The organism is Pseudomonas mosselii (assembly GCF_019823065.1).
In the GTDB taxonomy this organism is placed as follows: domain Bacteria; phylum Pseudomonadota; class Gammaproteobacteria; order Pseudomonadales; family Pseudomonadaceae; genus Aquipseudomonas; species Aquipseudomonas mosselii.
In genome coordinates this window covers 5,180,715-5,205,087 of record NZ_CP081966.1, presented here as the reverse complement: position 1 = coordinate 5,205,087, position 24,373 = coordinate 5,180,715, and the positions used below count along the sequence as shown (strand labels likewise).

Annotated in this window: 25 protein-coding genes; 14 read left to right on the top strand and 11 right to left on the bottom strand. The window is 65.1% G+C overall.

From position 1 onward, the window contains the following. Positions 1-157: 157 nt before the first annotated feature. From mreB to tldD, 8 genes are all read left to right on the top strand, one after another. Positions 158-1,195: a rod shape-determining protein MreB gene (mreB, locus tag K5H97_RS24210; RefSeq protein WP_003255163.1), complete on the top strand. Its 1,038-nt coding sequence runs from the start codon at positions 158-160 to the stop codon at positions 1,193-1,195. A 221-nt stretch (positions 1,196-1,416) separates the two neighbouring features. Continuing rightward, complete coding sequence (mreC, locus tag K5H97_RS24205) at positions 1,417-2,394, top strand: rod shape-determining protein MreC (protein WP_028689640.1); 978 nt, start codon at positions 1,417-1,419, stop codon at positions 2,392-2,394. Further along, on the top strand, positions 2,394-2,882 hold the full coding sequence (gene mreD / locus K5H97_RS24200; protein ID WP_028689641.1) for a rod shape-determining protein MreD: 489 nt from the start codon (positions 2,394-2,396) through the stop codon (positions 2,880-2,882). The genes mreC and mreD overlap by 1 nt, the downstream gene beginning before the upstream one ends. A gap of 32 nt (positions 2,883-2,914) precedes the next feature. Beyond that, complete coding sequence (locus K5H97_RS24195; protein ID WP_028689642.1) at positions 2,915-3,514, top strand: Maf family protein; 600 nt, start codon at positions 2,915-2,917, stop codon at positions 3,512-3,514. Between the two features lie 81 nt (positions 3,515-3,595). Beyond that, on the top strand, positions 3,596-5,053 hold the full coding sequence (rng, locus tag K5H97_RS24190; protein ID WP_028689643.1) for a ribonuclease G: 1,458 nt from the start codon (positions 3,596-3,598) through the stop codon (positions 5,051-5,053). A gap of 82 nt (positions 5,054-5,135) precedes the next feature. Further along, positions 5,136-8,951: a YhdP family protein gene (locus tag K5H97_RS24185; RefSeq protein WP_036985910.1), complete on the top strand. Its 3,816-nt coding sequence runs from the start codon at positions 5,136-5,138 to the stop codon at positions 8,949-8,951. 12 nt (positions 8,952-8,963) lie between these two features. Continuing rightward, a complete protein-coding gene (locus K5H97_RS24180; RefSeq protein ID WP_028689645.1) occupies positions 8,964-9,815 on the top strand; it encodes a carbon-nitrogen hydrolase family protein in 852 nt (283 codons plus the stop codon). A 2-nt stretch (positions 9,816-9,817) separates the two neighbouring features. Then, a complete protein-coding gene (tldD, locus tag K5H97_RS24175; protein ID WP_028689646.1) occupies positions 9,818-11,257 on the top strand; it encodes a metalloprotease TldD in 1,440 nt (479 codons plus the stop codon). Positions 11,258-11,334: 77 nt separating this feature from the next. On the opposite strand, the gene yjgA is transcribed toward tldD, so the two are convergent. Continuing rightward, a complete protein-coding gene (gene yjgA, locus K5H97_RS24170) occupies positions 11,335-11,856 on the bottom strand; it encodes a ribosome biogenesis factor YjgA (protein WP_028689647.1) in 522 nt (173 codons plus the stop codon). Between the two features lie 109 nt (positions 11,857-11,965). Between yjgA and pmbA the strand changes: the two genes are divergently transcribed. From pmbA to K5H97_RS24140, 6 genes are all read left to right on the top strand, one after another. Further along, positions 11,966-13,312, top strand: coding sequence for a metalloprotease PmbA (pmbA, locus tag K5H97_RS24165; RefSeq protein WP_028689648.1), 1,347 nt, complete (start codon positions 11,966-11,968; stop codon positions 13,310-13,312). Between the two features lie 219 nt (positions 13,313-13,531). Beyond that, the gene (locus tag K5H97_RS24160; RefSeq protein ID WP_028689649.1) at positions 13,532-13,933 is read left to right on the top strand and encodes a hypothetical protein; all 402 of its coding nucleotides are present in this window, start codon (positions 13,532-13,534) and stop codon (positions 13,931-13,933) included. Continuing rightward, complete coding sequence (locus K5H97_RS24155; RefSeq protein WP_028689650.1) at positions 13,926-15,302, top strand: class II fumarate hydratase; 1,377 nt, start codon at positions 13,926-13,928, stop codon at positions 15,300-15,302. The genes K5H97_RS24160 and K5H97_RS24155 overlap by 8 nt, the downstream gene beginning before the upstream one ends. 25 nt (positions 15,303-15,327) lie before the next feature. Beyond that, positions 15,328-15,789, top strand: a complete 462-nt coding sequence (locus K5H97_RS24150; protein WP_028689651.1) for a hypothetical protein — start codon at positions 15,328-15,330, stop codon at positions 15,787-15,789. A 1-nt stretch (position 15,790) separates the two neighbouring features. Further along, positions 15,791-16,402, top strand: coding sequence for a superoxide dismutase (locus tag K5H97_RS24145; RefSeq protein WP_028689652.1), 612 nt, complete (start codon positions 15,791-15,793; stop codon positions 16,400-16,402). A gap of 11 nt (positions 16,403-16,413) precedes the next feature. Next, entirely contained in the window at positions 16,414-17,307 is an 894-nt protein-coding gene (locus K5H97_RS24140) for a ZIP family metal transporter (protein ID WP_028689653.1), read from the top strand. 45 nt (positions 17,308-17,352) lie between these two features. Here K5H97_RS24140 and K5H97_RS24135 read toward each other — a convergent pair whose 3' ends face one another. The 10 genes from K5H97_RS24135 to K5H97_RS24090 all read right to left on the bottom strand — a co-directional run bounded on the left by K5H97_RS24135 (position 17,353) and on the right by K5H97_RS24090 (position 24,357). Next, the gene (locus K5H97_RS24135) at positions 17,353-17,625 is read right to left on the bottom strand and encodes an HPr family phosphocarrier protein (RefSeq protein WP_028689654.1); all 273 of its coding nucleotides are present in this window, start codon (positions 17,623-17,625) and stop codon (positions 17,353-17,355) included. Positions 17,626-17,645: 20 nt separating this feature from the next. After that, entirely contained in the window at positions 17,646-18,500 is an 855-nt protein-coding gene (gene rapZ / locus K5H97_RS24130) for an RNase adapter RapZ (protein ID WP_028689655.1), read from the bottom strand. A 2-nt stretch (positions 18,501-18,502) separates the two neighbouring features. Continuing rightward, the gene (ptsN, locus tag K5H97_RS24125) at positions 18,503-18,967 is read right to left on the bottom strand and encodes a PTS IIA-like nitrogen regulatory protein PtsN (RefSeq protein WP_028689656.1); all 465 of its coding nucleotides are present in this window, start codon (positions 18,965-18,967) and stop codon (positions 18,503-18,505) included. A 12-nt stretch (positions 18,968-18,979) separates the two neighbouring features. Further along, on the bottom strand, positions 18,980-19,288 hold the full coding sequence (hpf, locus tag K5H97_RS24120; protein ID WP_011532415.1) for a ribosome hibernation-promoting factor, HPF/YfiA family: 309 nt from the start codon (positions 19,286-19,288) through the stop codon (positions 18,980-18,982). A 78-nt stretch (positions 19,289-19,366) separates the two neighbouring features. Continuing rightward, positions 19,367-20,866, bottom strand: coding sequence for an RNA polymerase factor sigma-54 (locus K5H97_RS24115; protein ID WP_028689657.1), 1,500 nt, complete (start codon positions 20,864-20,866; stop codon positions 19,367-19,369). A 173-nt stretch (positions 20,867-21,039) separates the two neighbouring features. Then, positions 21,040-21,765: an LPS export ABC transporter ATP-binding protein gene (gene lptB / locus K5H97_RS24110; RefSeq protein ID WP_011532417.1), complete on the bottom strand. Its 726-nt coding sequence runs from the start codon at positions 21,763-21,765 to the stop codon at positions 21,040-21,042. After that, on the bottom strand, positions 21,766-22,290 hold the full coding sequence (gene lptA, locus K5H97_RS24105) for a lipopolysaccharide transport periplasmic protein LptA (RefSeq protein ID WP_011532418.1): 525 nt from the start codon (positions 22,288-22,290) through the stop codon (positions 21,766-21,768). It lies immediately after the preceding gene. After that, the gene (gene lptC, locus K5H97_RS24100) at positions 22,277-22,849 is read right to left on the bottom strand and encodes an LPS export ABC transporter periplasmic protein LptC (protein ID WP_028689658.1); all 573 of its coding nucleotides are present in this window, start codon (positions 22,847-22,849) and stop codon (positions 22,277-22,279) included. The genes lptA and lptC overlap by 14 nt, the downstream gene beginning before the upstream one ends. 8 nt (positions 22,850-22,857) lie before the next feature. Further along, positions 22,858-23,382 carry a KdsC family phosphatase gene (locus K5H97_RS24095; RefSeq protein ID WP_028689659.1) on the bottom strand — a complete coding sequence of 175 codons (525 nt, stop codon included), beginning with the start codon at positions 23,380-23,382 and terminating at the stop codon, positions 22,858-22,860. Beyond that, the gene (locus tag K5H97_RS24090) at positions 23,383-24,357 is read right to left on the bottom strand and encodes a KpsF/GutQ family sugar-phosphate isomerase (protein ID WP_028689660.1); all 975 of its coding nucleotides are present in this window, start codon (positions 24,355-24,357) and stop codon (positions 23,383-23,385) included. Positions 24,358-24,373 lie beyond the last annotated feature (16 nt).

Below are 24,373 nucleotides of genomic sequence, written 5' to 3'. Positions count from 1 at the left end.
AACATGCTGGGATTCTGGCGGTCAAAGGGCCGCGATCATCGGCAGGCATGCTCGGAAAAACAGCCAATTTAACATATTGGCTCCTTGCCCAAAATCCCTGCCATTGTTAGAGTTTGCCGCACTTTTTTACCCACGCTTTCCCCAGGGTCACTTTCCCATGTTCAAGAAACTGCGTGGCATGTTTTCCAGCGATCTGTCCATCGACCTGGGTACTGCCAACACCCTTATTTACGTGCGTGAGCGCGGTATCGTCCTGAATGAGCCCTCGGTGGTTGCCATCCGTACCCACGGCAACCAGAAAAGCGTCGTCGCAGTTGGGACCGAAGCCAAGCGCATGCTGGGCCGTACGCCTGGCAACATCGCGGCCATCCGCCCGATGAAAGATGGCGTGATCGCCGACTTCAGCGTTTGTGAAAAAATGTTGCAGTACTTCATCAACAAAGTGCACGAAAACAGCTTCCTGCAGCCTAGCCCTCGCGTGCTGATCTGCGTGCCGTGCAAGTCGACCCAGGTCGAGCGTCGTGCTATCCGTGAATCGGCTCTCGGTGCCGGTGCCCGCGAAGTGTTCCTGATCGAAGAGCCGATGGCCGCTGCCATTGGTGCCGGCCTGCCGGTCGAAGAGGCCCGCGGCTCGATGGTCGTCGATATCGGTGGCGGTACCACCGAGATCGCCCTGATCTCGCTCAACGGCGTGGTCTACGCCGAATCCGTGCGCGTCGGCGGCGACCGCTTCGACGAAGCCATCGTCACCTACGTGCGCCGCAACTACGGCAGCCTGATCGGCGAATCCACCGCCGAGCGCATCAAGCAGGAAATCGGTACTGCCTACCCAGGCGGCGAAGTGCGCGAAGTCGACGTCCGTGGCCGCAACCTGGCCGAAGGCGTACCGCGTGCCTTCACCCTGAACTCCAACGAAGTGCTCGAAGCGCTGCAGGAGTCCCTGGCGACCATCGTCCAGGCGGTCAAGAGCGCCCTGGAGCAATCGCCGCCCGAGCTGGCCTCGGACATCGCCGAGCGTGGCCTGGTGCTGACCGGTGGTGGCGCGCTGCTGCGCGACCTCGACAAGCTGCTGGCTCAGGAAACCGGCCTGCCGGTGATCGTCGCCGAAGACCCGCTGACCTGTGTCGCCCGCGGCGGTGGTCGTGCCCTGGAGATGATGGACAAGCACGCCATGGACCTGCTCTCCAGCGAGTGATCGCTGCGCAGTAGCATCCTCAGGTTTACAGGTGGCACGCACAGTGCTACCTGTATGCGCTGTGCTGGCGCCCGCCCGGGCGCCGTTTCCGTCAACCCGCAGCAGGCCGGTGCATTGCTCCATGTCCCATGACCTTCTGAGTCGTCCACGAGGAACGGCCCATTAAACCGCTTTTCTCCAAGGGCCCCTCGCTGGGCGTTCGCCTGCTCGTGCTGGTGGTGATGTCGGTCGCGCTGATGGTGGTCGATTCGCGTTTCGACCTGCTCAAGCCGGTGCGCAGCCAGATGGGCCTGGTGCTGATGGAATCCTACTGGATCACCGATCTGCCGCAGCGCATGTGGCAAGGCGTGGCCGGCCAGTTCGGCAGCCGCACCGAGCTGATCGCCGAGAACGAGAAACTCAAGACCGAGGCCCTGCTGTTGCAGGGGCGCCTGCAGAAGCTGGCGGCCCTGACCGAGCAGAACGTGCGCCTGCGCGAGTTGCTCAACTCCTCGGCGCTGGTCAACGAGAAGGTCGAGGTCGCCGAGCTGATCGGTGTAGACCCCAATCCCTTCACCCACCGCATCCTGATCAACAAGGGCGAGCGCGACGGCGTGTTCCTCGGCCAGCCGGTGCTCGATGCCCGCGGCCTGATGGGCCAGGTGGTAGAGCTGATGCCGTACACCTCGCGGGTGCTGCTGCTCACCGACACTACCCACAGCATTCCGGTACAGGTCAACCGCAACGGTCTGCGCGCCATCGCCAGCGGCACCGGCAACCCGGAGCGCCTCGAGCTGCGCCATGTGGCCGACACCGCCGACATCAAGGAAGGCGACCTGCTGGTCAGCTCCGGCATGGGCCAGCGTTTCCCGGCCGGTTACCCGGTGGCTACGGTCAACGAAGTGATCCACGACTCCGGCCAGCCGTTCGCCATCGTCCGTGCCATTCCGACCGCCGCGCTCAACCGCAGCCGCTACATGCTGTTGGTGTTCAGCGACCGACGCACCCCGGAAGAGCGCGCTACCGAGGCGGCGATTGCCCAGGAAGAGGCCGACCGCCAAGGCGCCGGCCACACTCCGCCAGCGGCCACGCCCGCGACACCCGCGCCGGCCCATGCCGCGCAGCCCGCGCCAGGTACTGCGCCTGCGGCTGCGCCAACGACGGCCAGCCCGGCGTCGGCCCAACCGGCCGCCGCGCCGGCTCAACCCCGGAGACAATAATGGCCAGCACCCGTAGCAGAAACGGCTGGGCCATCTGGCTGACCTTCGCCATCGGCCTGTTGCTCAGCGTCTCGCCCATGCCGCAGTTCATGGAAGTATTCCGGCCCATGTGGCTGGCCCTGCTGCTGGCCTTCTGGACCCTCGCCGTGCCCGGCAAGGTCGGCATGACCACGGCATTCCTGCTCGGCCTGGCCGAGGACGTGCTGTACGGCACCCTGCTTGGCCAGAATGCCCTGATTCTCACCCTGATCACCTTCCTGGTGCTGTCGTTGCAGCAGCGCCTGCGCATGTTCCCCATGTGGCAGCAGAGCCTGGTGATCCTGGTGATCTTCGGCATCGCCCAGCTGATCCAGCTGTGGCTGAGCGCGCTCACCGGCAATCGCCTGCCGACCCTGGCCCTGGTCTGGTCGGCGGTGATCAGTGCCCTGCTCTGGCCCTGGGTGAGTTTCGCCCTGCGCGGCCTGCGCGTTCGCCTGCACATTCATTGACGACCCGCCGCCACTGACAGGGAGATGTCCATATGACTCAGCTGTACCTGGCCTCCGGTTCGCCGCGCCGGCGTGAACTGCTGACCCAGATCGGCGTGCCGTTCACCGTCGTCAGCGCGCCCATCGATGAAACCCCGCTGCCGGGCGAAGCCCCGGCGGCCTATGTCGAGCGCCTGGCCCAGGCCAAGGCCGTGGCGGGCTTCGCCCACACCGACGGCGCCGGGGTGGTATTGGGCGCCGACACTACCGTGGTGCTCGATGGCCAGATCCTCGGCAAGCCGGAGAACCGCGAGCAGGCGCTGGCCATGCTTGGCGACCTGTCCAAGCGCGAGCACCAGGTGCTCACCGCCGTGGCGCTGACTGACGGCCAGCGCAGTATCAGCCGCTGCGTCAGCACCACCGTGCGTTTTCGCACCATCTCCTTCGAGGAAGCACTGCGCTACTGGGACAGCGGCGAACCGGTCGACAAGGCCGGCGGCTATGCCATCCAGGGCCTGGGCGCGGTGTTCGTCAGCGCTATCGAAGGCAGCTACTCGGCCGTGGTCGGCCTGCCCCTGAGCGAGACTGCCGAGCTGCTCGAACAGTTCGCCATCCCCTGTTGGCAGCAGCAAGAGGACACGACACCGCGCTAGGGCCTTTACATTTCGTACCGAGCCTAGCCAGCCATCCCGCAGCGATCCATCATTACCCAAGACCTTTGACGAGAGCCTGCCATGAGTGAAGAGATCCTGATCAACATCACCCCGATGGAGTCACGCGTGGCGGTGGTGGAGAACGGCGTCCTGCAGGAGGTGCACGTTGAGCGCACCCAACGCCGTGGCATCGTCGGCAACATCTACAAGGGCAAGGTGGTGCGGGTCCTGCCGGGCATGCAGGCGGCATTCGTCGACATCGGCCTGGAGCGGGCGGCGTTCATCCATGCCTCGGAGATCTCCCAGCGCGAAGGCTCGGCGGTGGAGAACATCACCGCGCTGGTGCACGAAGGCCAGGCGCTGGTGGTACAAGTCACCAAGGACCCCATCGGCAGCAAGGGCGCGCGCCTGACCACCCAGCTGTCGATTCCGTCGCGCTACCTGGTGTACATGCCACGCAGCAGCCATGTCGGCATTTCCCTGAAGATCGAGGAAGAAGCCGAGCGCGAGCGCCTCAAGCAGGTGGTCACCGACTGCATGGCCCAGGAAGACATGAAGGACGCCGGTGGTTTCATCCTGCGCACCGCCGCCGAGGGCGCCCGCGCCGAGGACATCCTCCAGGACATCCGCTACCTGCGCCGCCTGTGGGAGCAGATCGGTTCGCAGATCAAGACCTGCGGGGCGCCCGTGGTCATCTACGAGGACCTTGGCCTGGCCCTGCGCACCCTGCGTGACCTGGTCAACCCCAAGATCGAGAAGATCCGCATCGACTCGCGGGAAACCTTCCAGAAGACCACGCAGTTCGTCGCCGAGCTGATGCCGGAGATCGCCGATCGCCTGGAGCATTACCCCGGCGAGCGGCCGATTTTCGACCTGTATGGCGTGGAAGACGAGATCCAGCGCGCCCTCGAGCGCAAGGTGCCGCTCAAGTCCGGCGGCTACCTGGTGGTCGACCCGGCCGAGGCGATGACCACCATCGACGTCAATACCGGGGCGTTCGTCGGCCATCGCAACCTCGAAGAGACCATCTTCAAGACCAACCTCGAGGCTGCTACCGCCATTGCCCGACAACTGCGCCTGCGCAATATCGGCGGGATCATCATCATCGACTTCATCGACATGGAGGACGAGGAGCACCAGCGTCAGGTCCTGCGCACCCTGGAAAAGCAGCTCGAACGCGACCATGCCAAGACCAACATCATCGGCATCACCGAGTTGGGCCTGGTGCAGATGACCCGCAAGCGCACCCGCGAAAGCCTCGAGCAGGTGCTGTGCGAGCCCTGCGCGGCGTGCCAGGGGCGCGGCAAGCTGAAAACCCCCGAGACGATCTGTTACGAAATTTTCCGCGAGATCCTGCGCGAGGCCCGCGCCTATCAGGCCGAGGGCTATCGGGTACTGGCCAACCAGAAAGTGGTGGACCGCCTGCTCGATGAAGAGTCGGGCAACGTCGCCGAGCTGGAAGCGTTCATCGGGCGAACCATCCGCTTCCAGGTGGAGTCCATGTATTCCCAGGAACAATATGATGTGGTGCTGCTCTGACCTTCGCTAAAGGCGGTCGCCCCATGGACGGGCTGGCAAATCGCTATTCACCGGCCATAGTTAAGGGACGACTTGGAGGGCCATGGCCATGGAACGTCTGACCCGCGTTCTGGGCGCCTTGACCCGCTGGGGGCTGGGGATCTGCGCCCTGCTGGCGGTGCTGGTGGCGCTGTATGTCAGCCTCGGTCGGCAACTGGTACCCCTGGTCGCCGAATACCGTGCCGACGCCGAACTCAAGGCCGAACAGGCCTTGGGCATGCCCGTGCACGTCGGTGCCCTGGAAGGGCGCTGGAGTGGCCTGGCGCCGGTGTTGCGCGTGCGCGACCTGCAGCTGGGCGAAGGCAAGGCGGCCTTGCGCCTGGACGACGTCAAGCTGGTGCCCGACCTGTGGGCCAGCCTCAAGGCCCGCGAAGTGCGCCTGGCGCGCATCCAGCTCAGTGGGCTGCAACTGATCCTGCGCGAACGCGAGCAGGGCGCCTGGACCCTCGAAGGCCTGCCGCAGCAGGATGATGCGCCGCTCGACCCGGCCGATGTGCTCAAGCGCCTGCGCCAACTGGGGCGGATCGATGTATTCGACAGCCAGGTCACCCTGCATCCGTGGCAGCGCGATCCTCTGACCCTCACCTATGTCAGCCTGGGATTGCAGGCCGGAGCGTCGCGCCAGAGCGTCGACCTGCGCGCCACGCTGCCCGATGGCCAGCCCCTGGCCCTTAGCCTGAACAGCCGCGCCACCGCCAGGACCTGGCGCGACGGCCGCGTGCAGGCCTACCTGAGCCTGCCACAAAGCGATTGGGCGCGCTGGCTGCCGCCGCAGCTGCTGGGCCAGTGGCAGGCCGACACCCTGCGTGCCGGTGGCGAGTTCTGGATCGACTGGAGCAAGGGGCAGTTGCAGCAGGCGATGGTTCGCCTCAACGCCCCGCAGCTCAAGGGCGCCTACACCGGGCGCAAGGCCATTACCCTGGACAACCTGGCCTTGTCGGCCTGGTTCCAGCGCCAGGACCAGGGCTTTGACGTCGTCGTCGACTCCCTGGCCATGAGCCTGGGCAAGACCCGCTGGGAGTCGCACCTGCAACTGGCGCAGCGTCCTGGCCAGAGCCCGGCTGAGGAAAGCTGGCAGGTGCAGGCCGATCGCCTCGACCTGACCCCGCTGACCCCGGTGATCGACGCCCTGGCGCCGTTGCCGGACAAGCTGATGACGGTGGTCGACGCGCTCAAGGTGACCGGCGCCCTGCGCAACGTGCGCTTGGACATCCGCCCCAAGGCCGAGGGCGACCAGCGGTTGCAGTTCGCCGCCAACCTGGAGAAAGTCGGCTTCGACGCCTATCACGGCGCGCCGGCCGCCGGCAACGTCAGCGGCGCCATCAGCGGTGACCTCGGGCACGGCGAACTGCGCCTGGATACCCAGGCCTTCATGCTGCATCTGTATCCGATCTTCGGCAAACCCTGGCATTACCCGAAAGCCAACGCGCGGCTGACCTGGACCCTGGACAAGGAAGCCTTCACCCTGGTCGCCCCCTACATCAAGGTGCTGGGTGACGAGGGCAAGATCGCCGCGGACTTCCTGATTCGCATCCATCTGCAACCGGGCCATGAAGACTACATGGACCTGCGCGTCGGCCTCACCGAGGGCGACGGTCGCTACACCGCCAAGTACCTGCCCGAGGTGCTCAGCCCGGCCCTGGACGAATGGCTGCGCAGCGCCATCGTCAAGGGCAATGTCGACGAGGGCTACTTCCAGTACCAGGGCTCGCTGCACCACAATGCGCCGCCCCATGCCCGCGATATCAGCCTGTTCTTCAAGGTCCACGACGCCGCGCTGGATTTCCAGCCGGGTTGGCCGCAGGTGCAGCAGGTCGACGGCAATGTCTACATCGAAGACACCGGCGTGCGCATCCACGCCCGCAAAGGGCTGCTGCTGGACACCCGGGTCAGCGATGTCAGTGTCGACATTCCCCATGTCGAGGGCGACCAGCACAGCCACCTGTTCCTCGACGGAGACTTCGACGGCAGCCTTGGCGATGGCCTGAAGATCCTCAAGGAGGCGCCCATCGGCACGGGAGAGATCTTTGCAGGTTGGGAGGGTGAAGGCCCGCTCAAAGGCAAGGTCAAGCTCGATATCCCCCTGGCCCATGGGCAACGGCCCAAGGTGCTGGTGGACTTCTCGACCAGCGACGCAACCCTGAAAGTGGCGCCGCCAAGCCTGGAACTGACCCAGCTCAAAGGCGATTTCACGTTCGATTTCGACAAGGGCCTTAGCGGCAACGGCATTAGCCTGCATGCCTTCGGCAAGCCGGTGACCGCGCAGATCACCGCCGAAGGACAGGGCGGGCAGATCCAGACCCGCATCAACGCCAACGGCCAGGTCGGCCTCAAGGTCCTGACTGACTGGTTGCAGTACCAGCAGCCGCTGCCCGCCTCGGGCGAGTTGCCCTATCAGTTGCAGGTGACATTCGGCGGCCGAGACAACCGCTTGAGTGTCAGCTCCTCGCTCAAGGGCCTGGCCATCGACTTGCCGGCCCCCTTTGGCAAGGTCGCCGGGGAAACCCGTGACAGCCGCTTCGGCCTGACCCTGCAAGGCCCCGAGCGGCGCATCGACGCTAGCTACGCCGACCTTGCCCGCTTCGCCTACGCCGCGCCCGCCGACAAGCTGGCCCAGGGGCGTGGCGAACTGTTGCTGGGTACGGGCGACGCCAGCCTCCCAAGTGGCCAGGGCCTGCGTGTGCGTGGCCGGCTCGAGACCCTGGACCTGGCGCCCTGGCAGCAACAGATGGAGCGCCTGGCCGGCAAGGACCCGGGCGGCAGCGCCCGGCAGAACCTGCAGAGCGTGGACCTGAGCATCGGCCAGCTCAAGGCCTTCGGCATGGACCTCAACCAGGCGGTGATCCGCCTGATGCGCGGCGGTCCGGCCTGGGACCTGCGCCTGGACAGCAAGGAAGTCATCGGCAACGCGCGCATTCCCGATGCCAAGGTCACGCCCATGACCATCCGCCTGCAGAGCCTGCGTCTGCCGCCCGCCGACCCGAACGAAGCCCAGGACGAACATGCGCCGGATCCGTTGGCCGGGGTCGACCCGCGCAAGGTGCCGCCGCTGGACCTGACCATCGACAAGCTGTACCGCGGTGACGACCTGTTCGGCAGCGCCAACCTGAAGCTGCGCCAGACGCCCAAAGGCATGGCCATGAACGATATCGACCTGGACCTCAAGGGCCTGCACATCGATGGCAGCGGTGGCTGGGAAGGGGAGCCGGGCAGCAGTTCGAGCTGGTACAAGGGCCGGCTGGATGGCAAGAACCTGGGGGATGTGCTCAAGGCCTGGGGCTTCGCGCCTACCGTCACCAGCCGCGACTTCCGCATGGACGTGGACGGCCGCTGGCCGGGCTCGCCGGCCTGGGTCAGCCTCAACCGTTACTCCGGCAGCCTCGACGCGGCGTTGCGCAGTGGCCAGTTCGTCGAGGTCGAGGGCAGCGCCCAGGCCTTGCGGGTGTTCGGGCTGCTCAACTTCAACTCCATCGGCCGGCGCCTGCGCCTGGACTTCTCCGACCTGTTCAGCAAGGGCCTGGCCTATGACCGGGTCAAGGGGTTGCTGGTGGCCAGCGAAGGGGTCTACGTGACCCGTGAGCCGATCACCGTCACCGGGCCGTCGAGCAACTTCGAGCTCGACGGCACCATGGATTTTGTCCGTGATCGGATCGATGCCAAGCTGTTGGTGACGCTGCCGGTGACCAACAACTTGCCGCTGGCCGCGCTGATCGTCGGCGCGCCGGCGATCGGTGGCGCGTTGTTCCTGGTCGACCGCCTGATCGGTGACCGGGTGGCGCGTTTCGCCAGTGTGCACTATCGCGTCGAAGGTCCGGTCAAAGAGCCTAAAATCACCTTTGTGAAACCTTTCGACAAATAACCTGGGGTGGTCATGACGTCAGCTGTGATCCAGATGGTCAGCCAGGACGATGTGCTGGCCAACCTGCAACGTGCCACGGCACTGCTCGAGCAGGCCGCCGCAGGTGGCGCGCGCCTGGCGGTGCTGCCGGAGAACTTCGCCGCCATGGGCCGTCGCGACGCGGCGGCCATCGGTCGGGCCGAAGCGCTGGGCGAGGGGCCGATCCTGCCCTGGTTGAAACGCACCGCCCGCGACCTCAGGTTATGGATAGTCGCCGGTACCTTGCCGCTGCCCCCGGTCGGCCAGCCGCAAGCCAAGGCCCACGCCTGTTCGCTGCTGGTCGATGAGCACGGCGAGATCGCCGCCCGCTACGACAAGCTGCACCTGTTCGATGTGGATGTGGCCGACAACCGCGGTCGTTACCGCGAGTCGGACGACTACGCCCACGGCAGCCAGGTGGTGGTGGCCGACACGCCCGTGGGCCGGCTGGGCCTGTCGGTGTGCTACGACCTGCGCTTCCCTGAGCTGTACAGCGCCTTGCGTGCCGCCGGGGCCGAACTGATCAGCGCGCCGGCGGCGTTCACCGCGGTGACCGGAGCGGCGCATTGGGAAGTACTGATTCGCGCACGGGCCATCGAGACCCAGTGCTATGTATTGGCGGCCGCCCAGGGCGGCCTGCATCCGGGGCCGCGGGAAACCCACGGCCAGGCGGCGATCGTCGACCCCTGGGGGCGGATCGTCGCGCAACAGGCGCGGGGCGAAGCGGTATTGCTCGCCACGCGCGACAGTGAAGAACAGGCGTCCATCCGGGCGCGCATGCCGGTGGTCACGCACCGGCGCTTTTTCTCGCAGGACGCCTTGCGGCCTGCGCACACCTCGGAGTGACTATGAGCGAGATTTTATCCACCGTCAGCGAGCAGCTCCTGGTCCCGGGCGGCCTGACCCTCGACAGCCTGCAGACGGTGCTGGGCGAGCTGGCCGGCCCCGGCATCGATGCCGCCGACTTGTATTTCCAGGGCCAGATCTCGGAAACCTGGGCGCTGGAGGACGGCATCGTCAAAGAGGGCAGCTTCAACCTCGACCAGGGCGTGGGCGTGCGCGCCCAGTCCGGCGAGAAGACCGGCTTCGCCTACAGCAACGCGATCAACCTCGAAGCCCTGACCTCGGCGGCCCGCGCCGCCCGTTCGATCTCCCGTGCCGGGCAGGATGGCAAGGTGCAGGCGTTCCGCAGCCAGGATGTGACTGCCCTGTATGCGTCTGACAATCCCCTGGATGTGCTGAGCCGCGCCGAGAAGGTCGACCTGCTCAAGCGCGTCGATGCCGCCACCCGCGCCCTCGATCCGCGCATCCAGCAGGTCAGCGTGAGCATGGCCGGGGTCTGGGAGCGGATCCTGGTCGCCGCCGCCGATGGCAGCCTGGCCGCCGATGTACGTCCGCTGGTGCGTTTCAACGTCAGCGTGATCGTCGAGCAGAACGGTCGTCGCGAGCGCGGCGGGCAGGGCGGTGGCGGGCGTACCGACTACCGCTACTTCACCGAGGAGCGGGTGATGGGCTATGCCCGCGAGGCGTTGCGCCAGGCGCTGGTCAACCTCGAGGCCATTCCGGCGCCGGCCGGCACGCTGCCGGTGGTGCTTGGCCCGGGCTGGTCCGGGGTGCTGCTGCACGAGGCGGTCGGTCACGGTTTGGAAGGCGACTTCAACCGCAAGGGCAGTTCGGCGTTCAGTGGGCGTATCGGCGAGCAAGTGGCCTCGAAGCTGTGCACCATTGTCGACGACGGTACCCTGGAGGGCCGCCGCGGCTCGCTCAGCATCGACGACGAAGGCACCCCGACCGAATGCACCACGCTGATCGAGAACGGCATCCTCAAGGGCTACATGCAGGACAAGCTCAACGCCCGCCTGATGGGCATGGCGGTGACGGGCAACGGCCGGCGTGAATCCTACGCCCACCTGCCGATGCCGCGCATGACCAACACCTACATGCGTGCTGGCGACAGCGACCCGGAGGAAATCATCCGCTCGGTGAAGAAGGGCATCTATTGCGCCAACCTTGGCGGTGGCCAGGTGGACATCACCAGCGGCAAGTTCGTGTTCTCCACCAGCGAGGCCTACCTGATCGAGGACGGCAAGATTACCGCGCCGGTGAAGGGCGCGACGCTGATCGGCAATGGTCCGGAGGCGATGAGGGGTGTGTCGATGGTCGGCAACGACCTGGCGCTGGACAGCGGCGTGGGTACGTGCGGCAAGGATGGGCAGTCGGTGCCGGTAGGCGTTGGCCAGCCGACCCTGAAGCTGGATGCGATCACTGTCGGTGGTACAGGGGCTTGATGATCAATCGCGGGGCAAGCCCGCTCCCACAGATGCCTGCAAAGGCAGCGTGGGAGCGGGCTTGCCCCGCGATGGCCTCAACGCAGACCGCGCTGGACCTCGTCGAGGTCGCGGATGTACTTGAACACTTTACGCGCAGCCGCAGGCGGCTTGTTCCGCGCCTTCTCGTGCTGGGCATGACGGATCAGCGAGCGCAGGTGCTGGCGATCGGTGTCGGGGAACTCGTTGACGAAGCGTTCGAGGTCCTCGTCGTTGCCGTCGATCAGGCGATCGCGCCAGCGCTCGAGGCCGTGAAAGCGCTCGTTGTACTGGCGGGTCGAGCTGTCGACCTGCTCGAGCACGGCATGGATGGCGTCAAGGTCCTGCACGCGCATCAGCTTGCCGACGAACGACATGTGGCGTTTGCGGGCGCCGTGGGCGGTGTGCTTGCTGGCCTCTTCCAGCGCCTTGCGCAGCTCGTCGGTCAACGGCAGGCGGGCCAGGGTGTCGGCCTTGAGGGTGGTGAGGCGCTCACCGAGCTCGACCAGCGCATGCAGCTCGCGCTTGATCTGGGTTTTGCTTTTTTCGCCGTCGAAGGCGTCGTCGTAAGAATCAACCATGGGGGCAGTCCGCAGGAAATCGCCGCCATGATAACCAGTCGGGGGCCGCTTGTCCGGCCCGGTCGTAGAATGACCCACGCCGTACGCAGAATTTTCAGTGGAGAGAACCATGAGTGCAGTCCAGAGCGTAGGCCCCAAGGACCTGCCGGCGTTGCAGGAACAGGTCGAGGCGATCGTCGCCGAGGCGCGCCGCCAGGGCGCCAGCGCCTGCGAAGTAGCGGTGTCGCTGGAGCAGGGCCTGTCCACCACGGTGCGCCAGCGCGAAGTCGAGACGGTCGAGTTCAACCGCGACCAGGGCTTCGGCATCACCCTCTACGTTGGCCAGCGCAAGGGTTCGGCCAGCACCTCGGCCAGCGGCCCTGAGGCGATCCGCGAGACCGTCGCGGCGGCCCTGGCAATCGCCAAGCATACCTCCGAGGACGCGTGTTCGGGGCTGGCCGATGCTGCCTTGATGGCCCGCGAGATCCCTGATCTGGACCTGTACCACGACTGGGACATCGAGCCGGAGAAGGCCATCGAGATGGCGCTGGCCTGCGAGGCGGCGGCGTTCGACGCCGACAAGCGCATCCTCAACGCTGATGGCACCACCCTCAATACCCATCAGGGCGTGCGGGTCTATGGCAACAGCCACGGCTTCATCGGCGGCTACGCGTCCACCCGGCACAGCCTGAGCTGCGTGATGATCGCCGAGGCCGAAGGGCAGATGCAGCGCGACTACTGGTACGACGTCAATCGCCAGGGCAACCTGCTGGCCGACCCGCGCAGCATCGGCCAGCGCGCCGCGCAACGCGCCGCCAGCCGTCTGGGCGCGCGTCCGGTGCCGACCTGCGAGGTGCCGGTGCTGTTCTCGGCGGAGCTTGCCGGCGGCCTGTTCGGCAGCTTCCTGTCGGCGATTTCCGGCGGCAACCTGTACCGCAAGTCGTCGTTCCTCGAAGGCACCCTCGGCCAGCGCCTGTTCCCCACCTGGCTGACCCTTGATGAGCGTCCACACATCCCGCGTGCGCTGGGCAGCGCGGCGTTCGACGGCGATGGCCTGGCCACCTACGCCAAGCCGTTCGTCGACAAGGGCGAGCTGGTGTCCTACATCCTGGGCACCTATTCCGGGCGCAAGCTGAGCCTGCCGAGCACCGCCAACGCCGGGGGCGTGCATAACCTGTTCGTCACCCACGGTGTGGAAGACCAGGCGGCATTGATTCGCCGCATGGGTCGCGGCCTGCTGGTGACCGAGCTGATGGGGCATGGCCTGAACATGGTGACCGGTGACTATTCTCGTGGTGCGGCGGGCTTCTGGGTCGAAAACGGCGAGATCCAGTTCCCGGTCCAGGAAGTGACCATCGCCGGCAATATGAAGGATATGTTCCAGCAGATCGTGGCGATCGGCAGCGATATCGAGACCCGCAGCAATATCCACAGTGGCTCGGTGCTGATCGAACGGATGACGGTGGCAGGCAGCTGATCGGCGCTCTGTCATCAGCAGGGAAGTAGCGGTGCGTGGGAGCGGGCTTGCCCCGCGGTAATCTTACCTGCAATCGCGAGGCAAGCTCGCTCCCACGCTGCCCTGCTCATACCTTGTAAAAGACCCGGCCATCGCGCCGGGTTTCTTTTGCCCATTGCTCGACTTGAACTGATTCTAGTTATCACATAATAATGAATATCATTATCCAGTAACCCGGCGATGATGTTCATGAAATCCGTCCTCCACGAACTGCCTTACCTGGAAAACTGGCGCTGGCTCAGCCGGCGCATCCGCTGCGCGCTCGAACCCGACGAGCCGCGTCTGATCGAGCATTACCTGGCCGAAGGCCGCTACCTGGTGTGCTGCACCGAAACCTCGCCCTGGACCGTGGCGCTGACCGCCTTCCGCCTGCTGTTGGATACCGCCAACGATCGCATGCTGCCGTGGCATTGGCGCTGCCTGTGCCTGGACCAGGCCTGGCGGCCCTTGCTCGATCTGCGCAACCTCGATCGCCGCGAACAAAACCTGCGCTGGCAGCCCTACGCGATGCAGCTCGCCAACAGCGTGCTGCTGCCGTCGATTTCTCCCGAAGAACTGATGCAAGGACTTGAAGATGAGTGATACCCGTATCGAGCGTGACAGCATGGGCGAACTGCAGGTGCCGGCCCAGGCCCTGTACGGTGCCCAGACCCAGCGCGCGGTCGACAACTTCCCGGTCAGCGGCAAGCCGATGCCGGCCCAGTTCATCCGTGCCTTGCTGCTGGCCAAGGCGGCTGCGGCCAAGGCCAACGTCGAGCTGTCCCAGCTGAGCGCGGGGCAGGGCGAGGCCATCGTCAGGGCGGTGGAGCAACTGCTGGCCGGCGACTTCATCCAGCACTTCCCGGTGGATGTGTTCCAGACCGGTTCCGGCACCAGTTCGAACATGAACGCCAACGAGGTCATCGCCACCCTGGCCAGCCGCGTGCTGGGCGAGCCGGTCAATGCCAACGACCACGTCAACTGTGGCCAGAGCAGCAACGACATCATCCCCACCACCATCCACGTCAGCGCCGCCCTGGCCCTGCACGAGCAATTGTTGCCGGCCCTGCGCCACCTCACCCAGGTTATCGAGGCCAAGGCGGTCGAAGTGCACAAGCACGTGAAGACCGGCCGCACCCACCTGATGGATGCCATGCCGGTGCGCATGAGCCAGGTGCTCGAAGGCTGGGCCGCGCAGGTCAAGGGCGCCCAGGCGCATATCGAAGCCACCCTGCCGAGCCTGCAGGCCTTGGCTCAGGGCGGTACTGCCGTGGGCACCGGCATCAACGCCCACCCGCAGTTCGCCGCAGGCTTTGCCCGCCAGTTAAGTGGCCTGACCCAGGTCAAGTTCACCCCCGGCGAGAACCTGTTCGCCCTGATCGGCTCCCAGGACACCGCCGTGGCCCTGTCCGGCCAGCTCAAGACCGCCGCCGTGGCGCTGATGAAGATCGCCAACGACCTGCGCTGGATGAACTCCGGCCCGCTCGCCGGCCTCGGTGAAATCGAGTTGCAGGGTCTGCAGCCGGGCTCGTCGATCATGCCGGGCAAGGTCAACCCGGTGATCCCGGAGGCCACCGCCATGGTCGCGGCCCAGGTGATCGGCAACGATGCCACCATCGCCGTGGCCGGGCAGTCGGGCAACTTCGAGCTCAACGTGATGCTGCCGGTGATTGCCCGCAACCTGCTGGAAAGCATCGAGCTGATGGCCAACGTCAGCCGCCTGCTGGCCGACAAGGCCATCGCCAGCTTCAAGGTCAATGACACCAAGCTCAAGGAGGCGCTGTCGCGCAACCCGATCCTGGTCACTGCGTTGAACCCGATCATCGGCTACCTCAAGGCCGCCGAGATCGCCAAGACCGCCTACAAACAGGGGCGCCCGATCATCGACGTGGCGCTGGAGCACACCGACTTGTCGCGTGACCAGCTCGAGGCGCTGCTGGATCCGGAAAAACTCACTGCCGGCGGCATCTGAGCCCGGGCCGTCCAGGAGACACGTCATGCAGCACTGGAAACACACCACGCAAGACGCCAACCGCCTGTTCGAGCAGGGCGAGCTGGTCGATGCCCGGGAACACTACCTGCAAGCCCTGGCCCTGGCCCAGGTGCTGTTCGAGCGCTGGCATGACGTCGACGAGGCGGTGGCCGCACTGGTCATCGCCCATCACAACCTGGCCGACCTGCACCTGCGCCTGAACCAGCCGCAGGAAAGCGCCGACTACCTGTGCGCGGCGCACCAGCGGCTGCTCCAGGCCAGTCAGGACCCGCGCCTGCCCCAGGCCCTGCGCGACGCCGCGTTACGCCATAGCGGGCGCACCTACACCGAGTTGCTGAGCTTCATCGCCGAATACGGCCAATACCCGCGTACCGAGCGCCTGCTCAATCGGCAGGCTCCGGTGACCAGCGAGCTGGTCGTATATACGGATATCACTGATCGCACACCTGCCTACGGAATCCACTGACATGCCGCATACCTTGCCTGCGTTGCCCTATGCCTACGATGCGCTGGAGCCGCACATCGACACCCAGACCATGGAGATTCACCACAGCAAGCATCACCAGACCTATATCAACAATCTCAACGCCGCCATCGAGGGCACCGAGTGGGCCGAGTGGCCCGTGGAGCAGTTGGTGGGCGCGGTCAGGCAACTGCCCGAGAAGCTCCAGGGCGCGGTGATCAACCAGGGCGGTGGGCATGCCAACCACACCCTGTTCTGGACCGTCATGTCGCCCAAGGGCGGCGGCCAGCCGGCAGGGCAGGTGGCCAAGGCCATCGATGCGCAGCTCGGCGGCTTCGAGGCGTTCAAGGAGGCCTTCACCAAGGCCGCGCTGACCCGTTTCGGCAGCGGCTGGGCCTGGTTGAGCGTGACCCCGCAGAACACGCTGGTAGTGGAGAGCAGCGGCAACCAGGACAGCCCGCTGATGCACGGCAACACGCCGATCCTTGGCCTGGACGTGTGGGAGCACGCCTACTACCTGAAGTATCAGAACCGTCGTCCGGAATACATTGGCGCTTTCTACAACGTGGTCGACTGGGCCGAAGTGGAACGTCGCTACCTTGAAGCCCTGAAGTGAGCCTGACCGGTATGCGTGCCGAGGTGATGTCTGTCAGCAGTGTGCGCCTGTTCCGCCTGGCGCTTGGGACCATGCTGTTGCTGGTTGGCACCGCATTGTTGGTGGCACGCGGCATCGCCTGGCTGGACCTGGAACCGCGCATGTTGCGTGCCCTTGAGGGCGGCGCATTGTGCGCACTGGGGACGGCGTTGGGCGCGGTACCGGTGCTGGTGATCCGCAACATGCCGGTGGCCGTGGCCGATACCTTGCTTGGCTTCGGTGCCGGCGTGATGCTGGCGGCCACCGCGTTCTCGCTGATCATGCCCGGGCTGGATGCGGCCCAATCCATCGGTTTCAGCCCGTGGGGCGCCGGTGGCCTGATCAGCGGCGGCCTGCTGTTCGGCGCGCTGTGCCTGTTCCTGGTCGACCTCAAGGTCTCTGGTGCTTCGCCAGAAGCCCTGGTCGGCAGCGATCAGCAACCGGTGATCGCGGCGCGAATCTGGTTGTTCGTCATCGCCATCATTGCCCATAACATCCCCGAAGGCATGGCCATTGGCGTGTCTGCTGGCGGTGGCATGCCCGATGCCGACAGCCTGGCCATGGGCATCGCGCTTCAGGATGTGCCGGAGGGTCTGGTAATCGCGCTGGTGCTGGCCGGGGCCGGCATGTCGCGGTTCAAGGCGTTCCTGATCGGCGCGACGTCCGGGTTGGTCGAACCGCTGGCCGCGGTGATCTGCGCCTGGCTGGTGAACATCGCCGAACTGTTGCTACCGCTGGGCTTGGCCTGTGCGGCGGGGGCGATGCTGCTGGTGGTGACCCAGGAGATCATTCCCGAATCGCGCAGCAACGGGCATCACCGCCTGGCGAGCCTGGGGCTGTGTGCCGGGTTCTGCCTGATGATGGTGATGGACACGGCGCTGTCTTGAGCCCGGCACATTCCCTGTAGGAGCGTGCGCAGTCGTTAACGGCGCTTACTCGCCTTCGTCGAAGAAGTTCTCGATCAACGCGACCAGTGCATCCATGGCCTCACCGTCCTGTTCGCCCTCGGTGTGCAGGTGCACCGGCGTGCCCTTGCCGGCGGCGAGCATCATCACCGCCATGATGCTCTTGCCGTCCACCAGCTTGTCCGGTGCGCGGCCGACCCGTACCTGGCAGGGAAAGCGACCGGCCACGCCGACGAACTTGGCGGCCGCCCGCGCATGCAGGCCCAGCTTGTTGATGATGGTGATTTCGCGGGCGGGCATCGTGGGGCGGATCCTGTGGGCTAGAGGTCGCGGTGGCGGACCTGGACGTTTTTCAGGGATTGCTGGAGCAGTTGGCCAAGCCGTTCGGTGATGTACACCGAGCGGTGGTGGCCGCCGGTACAGCCGATGGCGATGGTGACGTAAGCGCGGTTGCTGGCGGCGAAGCGCGGCAGCCACTTGAGCAGGTAGCCGGAGATGTCCTGGAACATTTCCTCGACGTCCGGTTGGGCGGCCAGGTAATCAATTACCGGCTGTTCGAGGCCGGAATGCTCACGAAGTTCCGGCTTCCAGTACGGATTGGGTAGGCAGCGCACGTCGAACACCAGGTCGGCGTCCACCGGCATGCCACGCTTGAAACCGAATGACTCGACCAGGAACGCGGTGCCTGGCTCGGGCTGGTTGAGCAGGCGCAGCTTGATCGAATCGCGCAGTTGATAGAGGTTCAGGCTGGTGGTGTCGATCTTCAGGTCGGCGAGGTCGGCGATCGGGCCGAGCAGCTCGCTTTCCACGCGGATCGCCTCGGCCAGCGAACGGCTGTCGTTGGTCAGCGGGTGGCGGCGGCGGGTTTCCGAGAAGCGCTTGAGCAGGGTGTCTTCGTCGGCGTCCAGGTACAGCACGTCGCACTGGATATGGCGCGAACGTGCATCTGTCAGCAGTTCGGGGAAGCGTGACAGGTGGCTGGGCAGGTTGCGCGCATCAATGGACACAGCGACCTTCGGTTGCAGCAGCTCGGTGTTGAGCAGCGCGTTTTCCGCCAGTTGCGGCAGCAGCCCGGCGGGCAGGTTGTCGATGCAGTAGTAGCCGTTGTCTTCCAGCACGTCGAGGGCGGTACTCTTACCGGAGCCGGAGCGGCCGCTGACGATGATCAGGCGCATGTTCAGTGCTCGTTCTGTACGTCCAGGACGACCTGGTAAAGGGTCTCGCTGCTGTCGGCGGCACGCAGGCGATCGCGGACCTCCTTGCGATCTAGCATGCTGGCGATCTGGCGCAGCAGTTCAAGGTGGGCATCGGTGGCAGCTTCCGGGACCAGCAGGACGAACAGCAGGTCGACCGGGGCACCATCGATGGCGTCATAATCAATGGGGGCATCCAGGTGCAGCAGGGCGCTTACTGGCGCGCTGCAACCCACAAGCCGGCAGTGCGGAATGGCGATGCCATTGCCAAAACCGGTGGAGCCGAGTTTTTCCCGAGCGATGAGCTTGTCGAAGACATCTTGCATCTCCAGCTCGGGTACTTGCTCGGCGATCAGGGTGGCGACCTTTTCCAGGGCGCGCTTCTTGCTGCCGCCCGGCACGTTCACGAGTGAACGGCCGGGGGTCAGGATGGTTTCAAGTCGGATCATGGATGAGGGGGATCAGCGGGCGGCTGCGCCTTGCAGCAGGCTTTGCTGTTTTTCCTTGTGTTTTTTCAGTTGGCGATCGAGTTTGTCGGCCAGGGCGTCGATCGCCGCGTACATGTCTTGGTGTTCGGCGTTGGCGACGACTTCGCCACCGGGAATCTGGAGTGTGGCTTCCACCTTCTGCTGCAGCTTCTCGACCTTCATGATCACCGTCGCATTGGTGATCTTGTCGAAATGACCCTCCACGCGGGCGAGCTTCTCGAGCACGTAATCGCGCAGTGGTTGGGTGACTTCTACATGCTGTCCACTGATGTTGACTTGCATACAGCTTCTCCTTTGTTGCCCGTGCATAAAGAGGCAGGTCTTGCACCTGCCACTGAAACGCTGTGGCACATCCTGGGGCTACATCAGTCGCTTGCGCTCGCTCGATGGGGCGATGCCCAACGATTCGCGGTACTTGGCGACGGTGCGACGGGCTACCTGGATGCCTTGTGCCTCCAGTAAACCAGCGATCTTGCTGTCACTCAATGGCTTTTTCTGATTTTCCGCCGCCACCAGTTTCTTGATGATCGCACGAATCGCCGTGGACGAGCATTCGCCGCCTTCGGCGGTGCTCACGTGGCTGGAGAAAAAGTATTTCAGTTCGTAGATGCCGCGCGGGGTGTGCATGTATTTCTGCGTGGTCACCCGGGAAATGGTCGACTCGTGCATGCCCACCGCCTCGGCGATATCGTGCAGCACCAGCGGCTTCATGGCCTCGTCGCCATGGTCGAGGAAGCCGCGCTGGTGCTCGACGATCTGTGTCGCCACCTTCATCAGCGTCTCGTTGCGGCTCTGCAGGCTCTTGATGAACCAGCGCGCTTCCTGCAGCTGGTTGCGCATGAAGGTGTTGTCGGCGCTGGTGTCGGCGCGGCGAACGAAGCCGGCGTACTGCGGGTTGACCCGCAGGCGCGGTACCGCTTCCTGGTTGAGCTCGACCAGCCAGCGCTCGCTGTCCTTGCGCACGATGACGTCGGGCACGACGTACTCGGGCTCGCTGGACTCGATCTGCGAGCCGGGGCGCGGGTTGAGGGTCTGCACCAGTTCGATGACCTGGCGCAGCTCGTCTTCCTTGAGCTTCATGCGGCGCATCAGCTGGCTGTAGTCGCGGCTGCCGAGCAGGTCGATGAAGTCGGTGACCAGGCGCTGGGCCTCACCCATCCAAGGCGTCGAGGCCGGCAGTTGGCGCAGTTGCAGCAGCAGGCATTCGCCCAGGGAGCGGGCGCCGATGCCGGCGGGTTCGAACTGCTGGATGCGGTGCAGCACCGCCTCGACCTCGTCCAGCTCGATGTCGAGTTCCGGGTCGAAGCCTGCGCAGATTTCCTCGAGGGAGTCCTCCAGGTAGCCCTGGCCGTTGATGCTGTCGATCAGGGTGACGGCGATCAGGCGGTCGGTGTCGGACATCGGCGCCAGGTTGAGCTGCCACAGCAGGTGACTCTGCAGGCTCTCGCCGACCGAGGTGCGGGTGGTGAAGTCCCACTCGTCGTCATCATTGCTCGGCAGGCTACTGGCGCTGGTCTGGTAGATGTCCTCCCAGGCGGTGTCGACCGGCAGTTCGTTGGGGATGCGCTCGGCCCATTCGCCGTCTTCGAGGTTTTCAGCGGTGCTGCTGGTACTGGTTTCCTGGAAGCTGTTGTCCTGGACTTCGGCGGCCGGCTTGTTCTCGGCGTTGTCCGCCATCGGGTCGCTGTTGTCGAAGTCCTCGCCGTCTTCCTGACGTTCGAGCATCGGATTGGACTCCAGCGCTTCCTGGATTTCCTGCTGGAGGTCCAGGGTGGAGAGCTGAAGCAGACGGATGGCCTGTTGCAACTGCGGGGTCATCGTCAGTTGCTGGCCCATTTTTAGGACGAGCGATGGTTTCATGGCTGGGGCTTGATACCTTGTTGCCGGCGCGCATGCGCCATCCACTACACGGAGGGCGCCTGGGCGCCGATTTTAAGCAAGTTATATGCCTGAAATTGCAGCGTTTGCCTAGAGCACTGTAACAACTTAAGCCTCGAACAGGCGCCTGCGCCAGTGCTCCGGGCAGGCCAGGGTCAGAGTCGGAACTCGTGCCCCAGGTATACTTCCTTGACCAGCTGGTTGGCCAGGATGGTCTCGGCGTCGCCTTCGGCGATCAGCTGGCCATCGTTGACGATGTAGGCGGTCTCGCAGATGTCCAGGGTCTCGCGAACGTTGTGGTCGGTGATCAGGACGCCGATACCCTTGTTCTTGAGGTGGTGGATGATCTGCTTGATGTCGCCGACAGAGATCGGGTCGACACCGGCAAAGGGTTCGTCCAGCAGGATGAACTTGGGCGCGGTGGCCAGGGCACGGGCGATCTCGACGCGGCGGCGTTCGCCGCCGGAGAGGCTCATGCCGAGGTTGTCGCGGATATGGCTGATGTGGAACTCCTGCAGCAGGCTTTCCAGCTCCTTGCGCCGACCGTCACGGTCGAGGTCCTTGCGTGTCTCGAGGATGGCCATGATGTTGTCGGCCACCGACAGCTTGCGGAAGATCGAGGCTTCCTGCGGCAGGTAGCCGATACCGGCCTGGGCGCGCCCGTGCATGGGTTGGTGGCTGACGTCGAGGCTGTCGATCAGCACGCGACCTTGGTCGGCCTGGACCAGGCCGACGATCATGTAGAAACAGGTGGTCTTGCCGGCGCCGTTGGGGCCTAGCAGGCCGACGATCTGGCCGCTGTCGATGGACAGGCTGACGTCGCGAACGACCTGCCGGCCCTTGTAGCTCTTGGCCAGGTGCTGGGCTTTGAGGGTTGCCATTTACTCGGCCTTTTTCTTCGGTTGAATGACCATGTCGATGCGCTGACGTGGTGCAGTCACGTTGCCACCGCGACCGGCGGTAGCCACCTGGGTCTTGGTGTTGTAGACGATCTTCTCGCCTTCGGTGGTGTTGCCTTCGTTCTCGACCTTGGCGCGATCGGTGAGGATCACCATGTCTTTCTGCGCCTGGTACTGGATGGTCACGGCCCAGCCTTTCATCTTGTCGGGCTTGGCGGCGCTCTGCTGTTGCTCGAAGTAGGCCAGGTTGCCCACCGAGGTGACCACGTCGATGTCGCCGGAGGCGGCGCGGGTCATGGTCACGGTGTTGCCTTTGATCATCATCGAACCCTGGGTGATGATCACGTCGCCGGTATAGGTGGCAACGCCCTGCTTGTCGTCCAGGTGGGCGTTGTCCGCCTGGATGCGGATCGGCTGGTCACGGTCGTTCGGCAGGGCGAAGGCGCTCGCGCTTCCCAGTGCTACGCCCAGGCTGAGCAGAAGGGGGATGGTTTTAACGAGCCTCATACTGTCCTCTTACGTTAGAGAGCAGGTCCATCCTGCCTTCTTTCAAATACGCTTTCATTCCTTTGCCCGTAGTCGTGCCACCGGCGCCGTCGATTCTAACGGCTTGCTCGGTCTGCGCATATTGCTTCTGCGGGAACACGGTCATGCGTGTGCTGGTGATGATGGTTTCACGTTGCTTCTCGTCGGTGCGCGCCACGCGCACATCGTCGATCAGCTCGACCTCGGTGCCGTCCGGATTGACCTCGGCGCGCTTGCTCTGCACGTGCCAGGGATACTCGGTGCCACGGTACATGTGCAGGTCGGGCGTGGTCACTAGGGTGACCTCGCTGGCCTTCAAATGCTCGACCTTGGCGGCGGTCATCTCGTACTGCAGCTTGCCGTCGGGCAGGAACTGCAGGCTGTGGGCGTTGATCGCATAGTAGTCGATGGCACTCTGGTCGACCTGGGCCTGCGGCTGGTCGAGGAAGCTCTCCGGGCTGATATTCCAATAGCCTACTGCAACGAGCACGGCGGCGATCCCGCCTAGCAGCGCGACATTTCTGATCTTCTTGCTGAGCATGGGCAGCCTTACAGGTAATGGGCGTTGGCAGCGTCCAGGGTGCCCTGGGCCTGCATGATCAGTTCGCAGAACTCGCGGGCGGCGCCTTCGCCGCCGCGAGCCTGGGTAACGCCATGGGCGTGCTGGCGAACGAATGCCGCGGCGTTGTGCACCGCCATGCCCAGGCCGACGCGGCGGATAACCGGCAGGTCGGGCAGGTCGTCGCCGAGGTAGGCGACCTGTTCATAGCTTAGATTGAGTTCGGCGAGCAGGCCGTCGAGCACCACCAGTTTGTCCTCGCGGCCCTGGAACAGGTGCGGGATGCCGAGGTTCTTCGCCCGGCGCTCGACCACCGGGGTCTTGCGCCCGCTGATGATCGCGGTGGTCACGCCCGCGGCCATGAGCATCTTGATGCCGTGGCCGTCGAGGGTGTTGAAGGTCTTGAACTCGCTGCCGTCCTCGAGGAAGTACAGGCGGCCGTCGGTGAGCACGCCGTCGACGTCGAACACCGCCAGCTTGATGGCCTTGGCGCGTTGCATCAGGTCCTGGTTCATTTACATCACTCCGGCGCGCAGCAGGTCGTGCATGTTCAGGGCGCCGGTCGGGCGGTCTTCCTGATCGACGACCACCAGCGCGCTGATCTTGTGGTCTTCCATGATCTTCAGCGCCTCGGCGGCGAGCATCTCGGCGCGGGCGGTCTTGCCGTGCACGGTCATGACCTCGTCGATGAGGGTCTTGTGCACGTCGATGTTGCGGTCCAGGCTGCGGCGCAGGTCACCGTCGGTGAACACGCCGGCGAGCTTGCCGTCGTCACCCAGGACCACGGTCATGCCCAGACCCTTACGAGACATTTCAAGCAGCGCGTCCTTGAGCAGGGTGCCGCGCTTCACCAGGGGCAGCTCCTCGCCGGCATGCATGACGTTCTCGACCTTCAGCAGCAGGCGACGACCCAGCGCGCCACCGGGGTGGGAGAAGGCGAAGTCCTCGGCGGTGAAGCCGCGGGCCTCGAGCAGGGCAATGGCCAGGGCGTCGCCCAGCGCCAGCGCGGCGGTGGTGGAGGAGGTCGGCGCCAGGTTGAGCGGGCAGGCTTCCTGGGCGACGCTGGCGTCGAGATTGACCTCGGCGGCCTGGGCCAGGGGCGAGCCCGGGTTGCCGGTCAGGCTGATCATCTGGATGCCCAGGCGCTTGATCAGCGGCAGCAGGGTGACGATCTCGGCGGTGCTGCCGGAGTTGGACAGGGCAAGAATGACATCGTCCCGGGTGATCATGCCCATGTCGCCGTGGCTGGCCTCGGCCGGGTGCACGAAGAACGCCGGGGTGCCCGTGCTGGCCAGGGTGGCGGCGATCTTGTTGCCGATATGCCCCGACTTGCCCATGCCCACCACCACGACCCGTCCCTTGCTGGCCAGGATCAGCTCGCAGGCCTTGACGAAGTCACCGTCGATGCGGGCCAGCAGGGCCTCCACGGCCTCGAGTTCGAGGCGCAGGGTGCGCTGGGCGGATTGGATCAGCTCGCTGGATTGGGTCATGTTGAAACGCAATGCC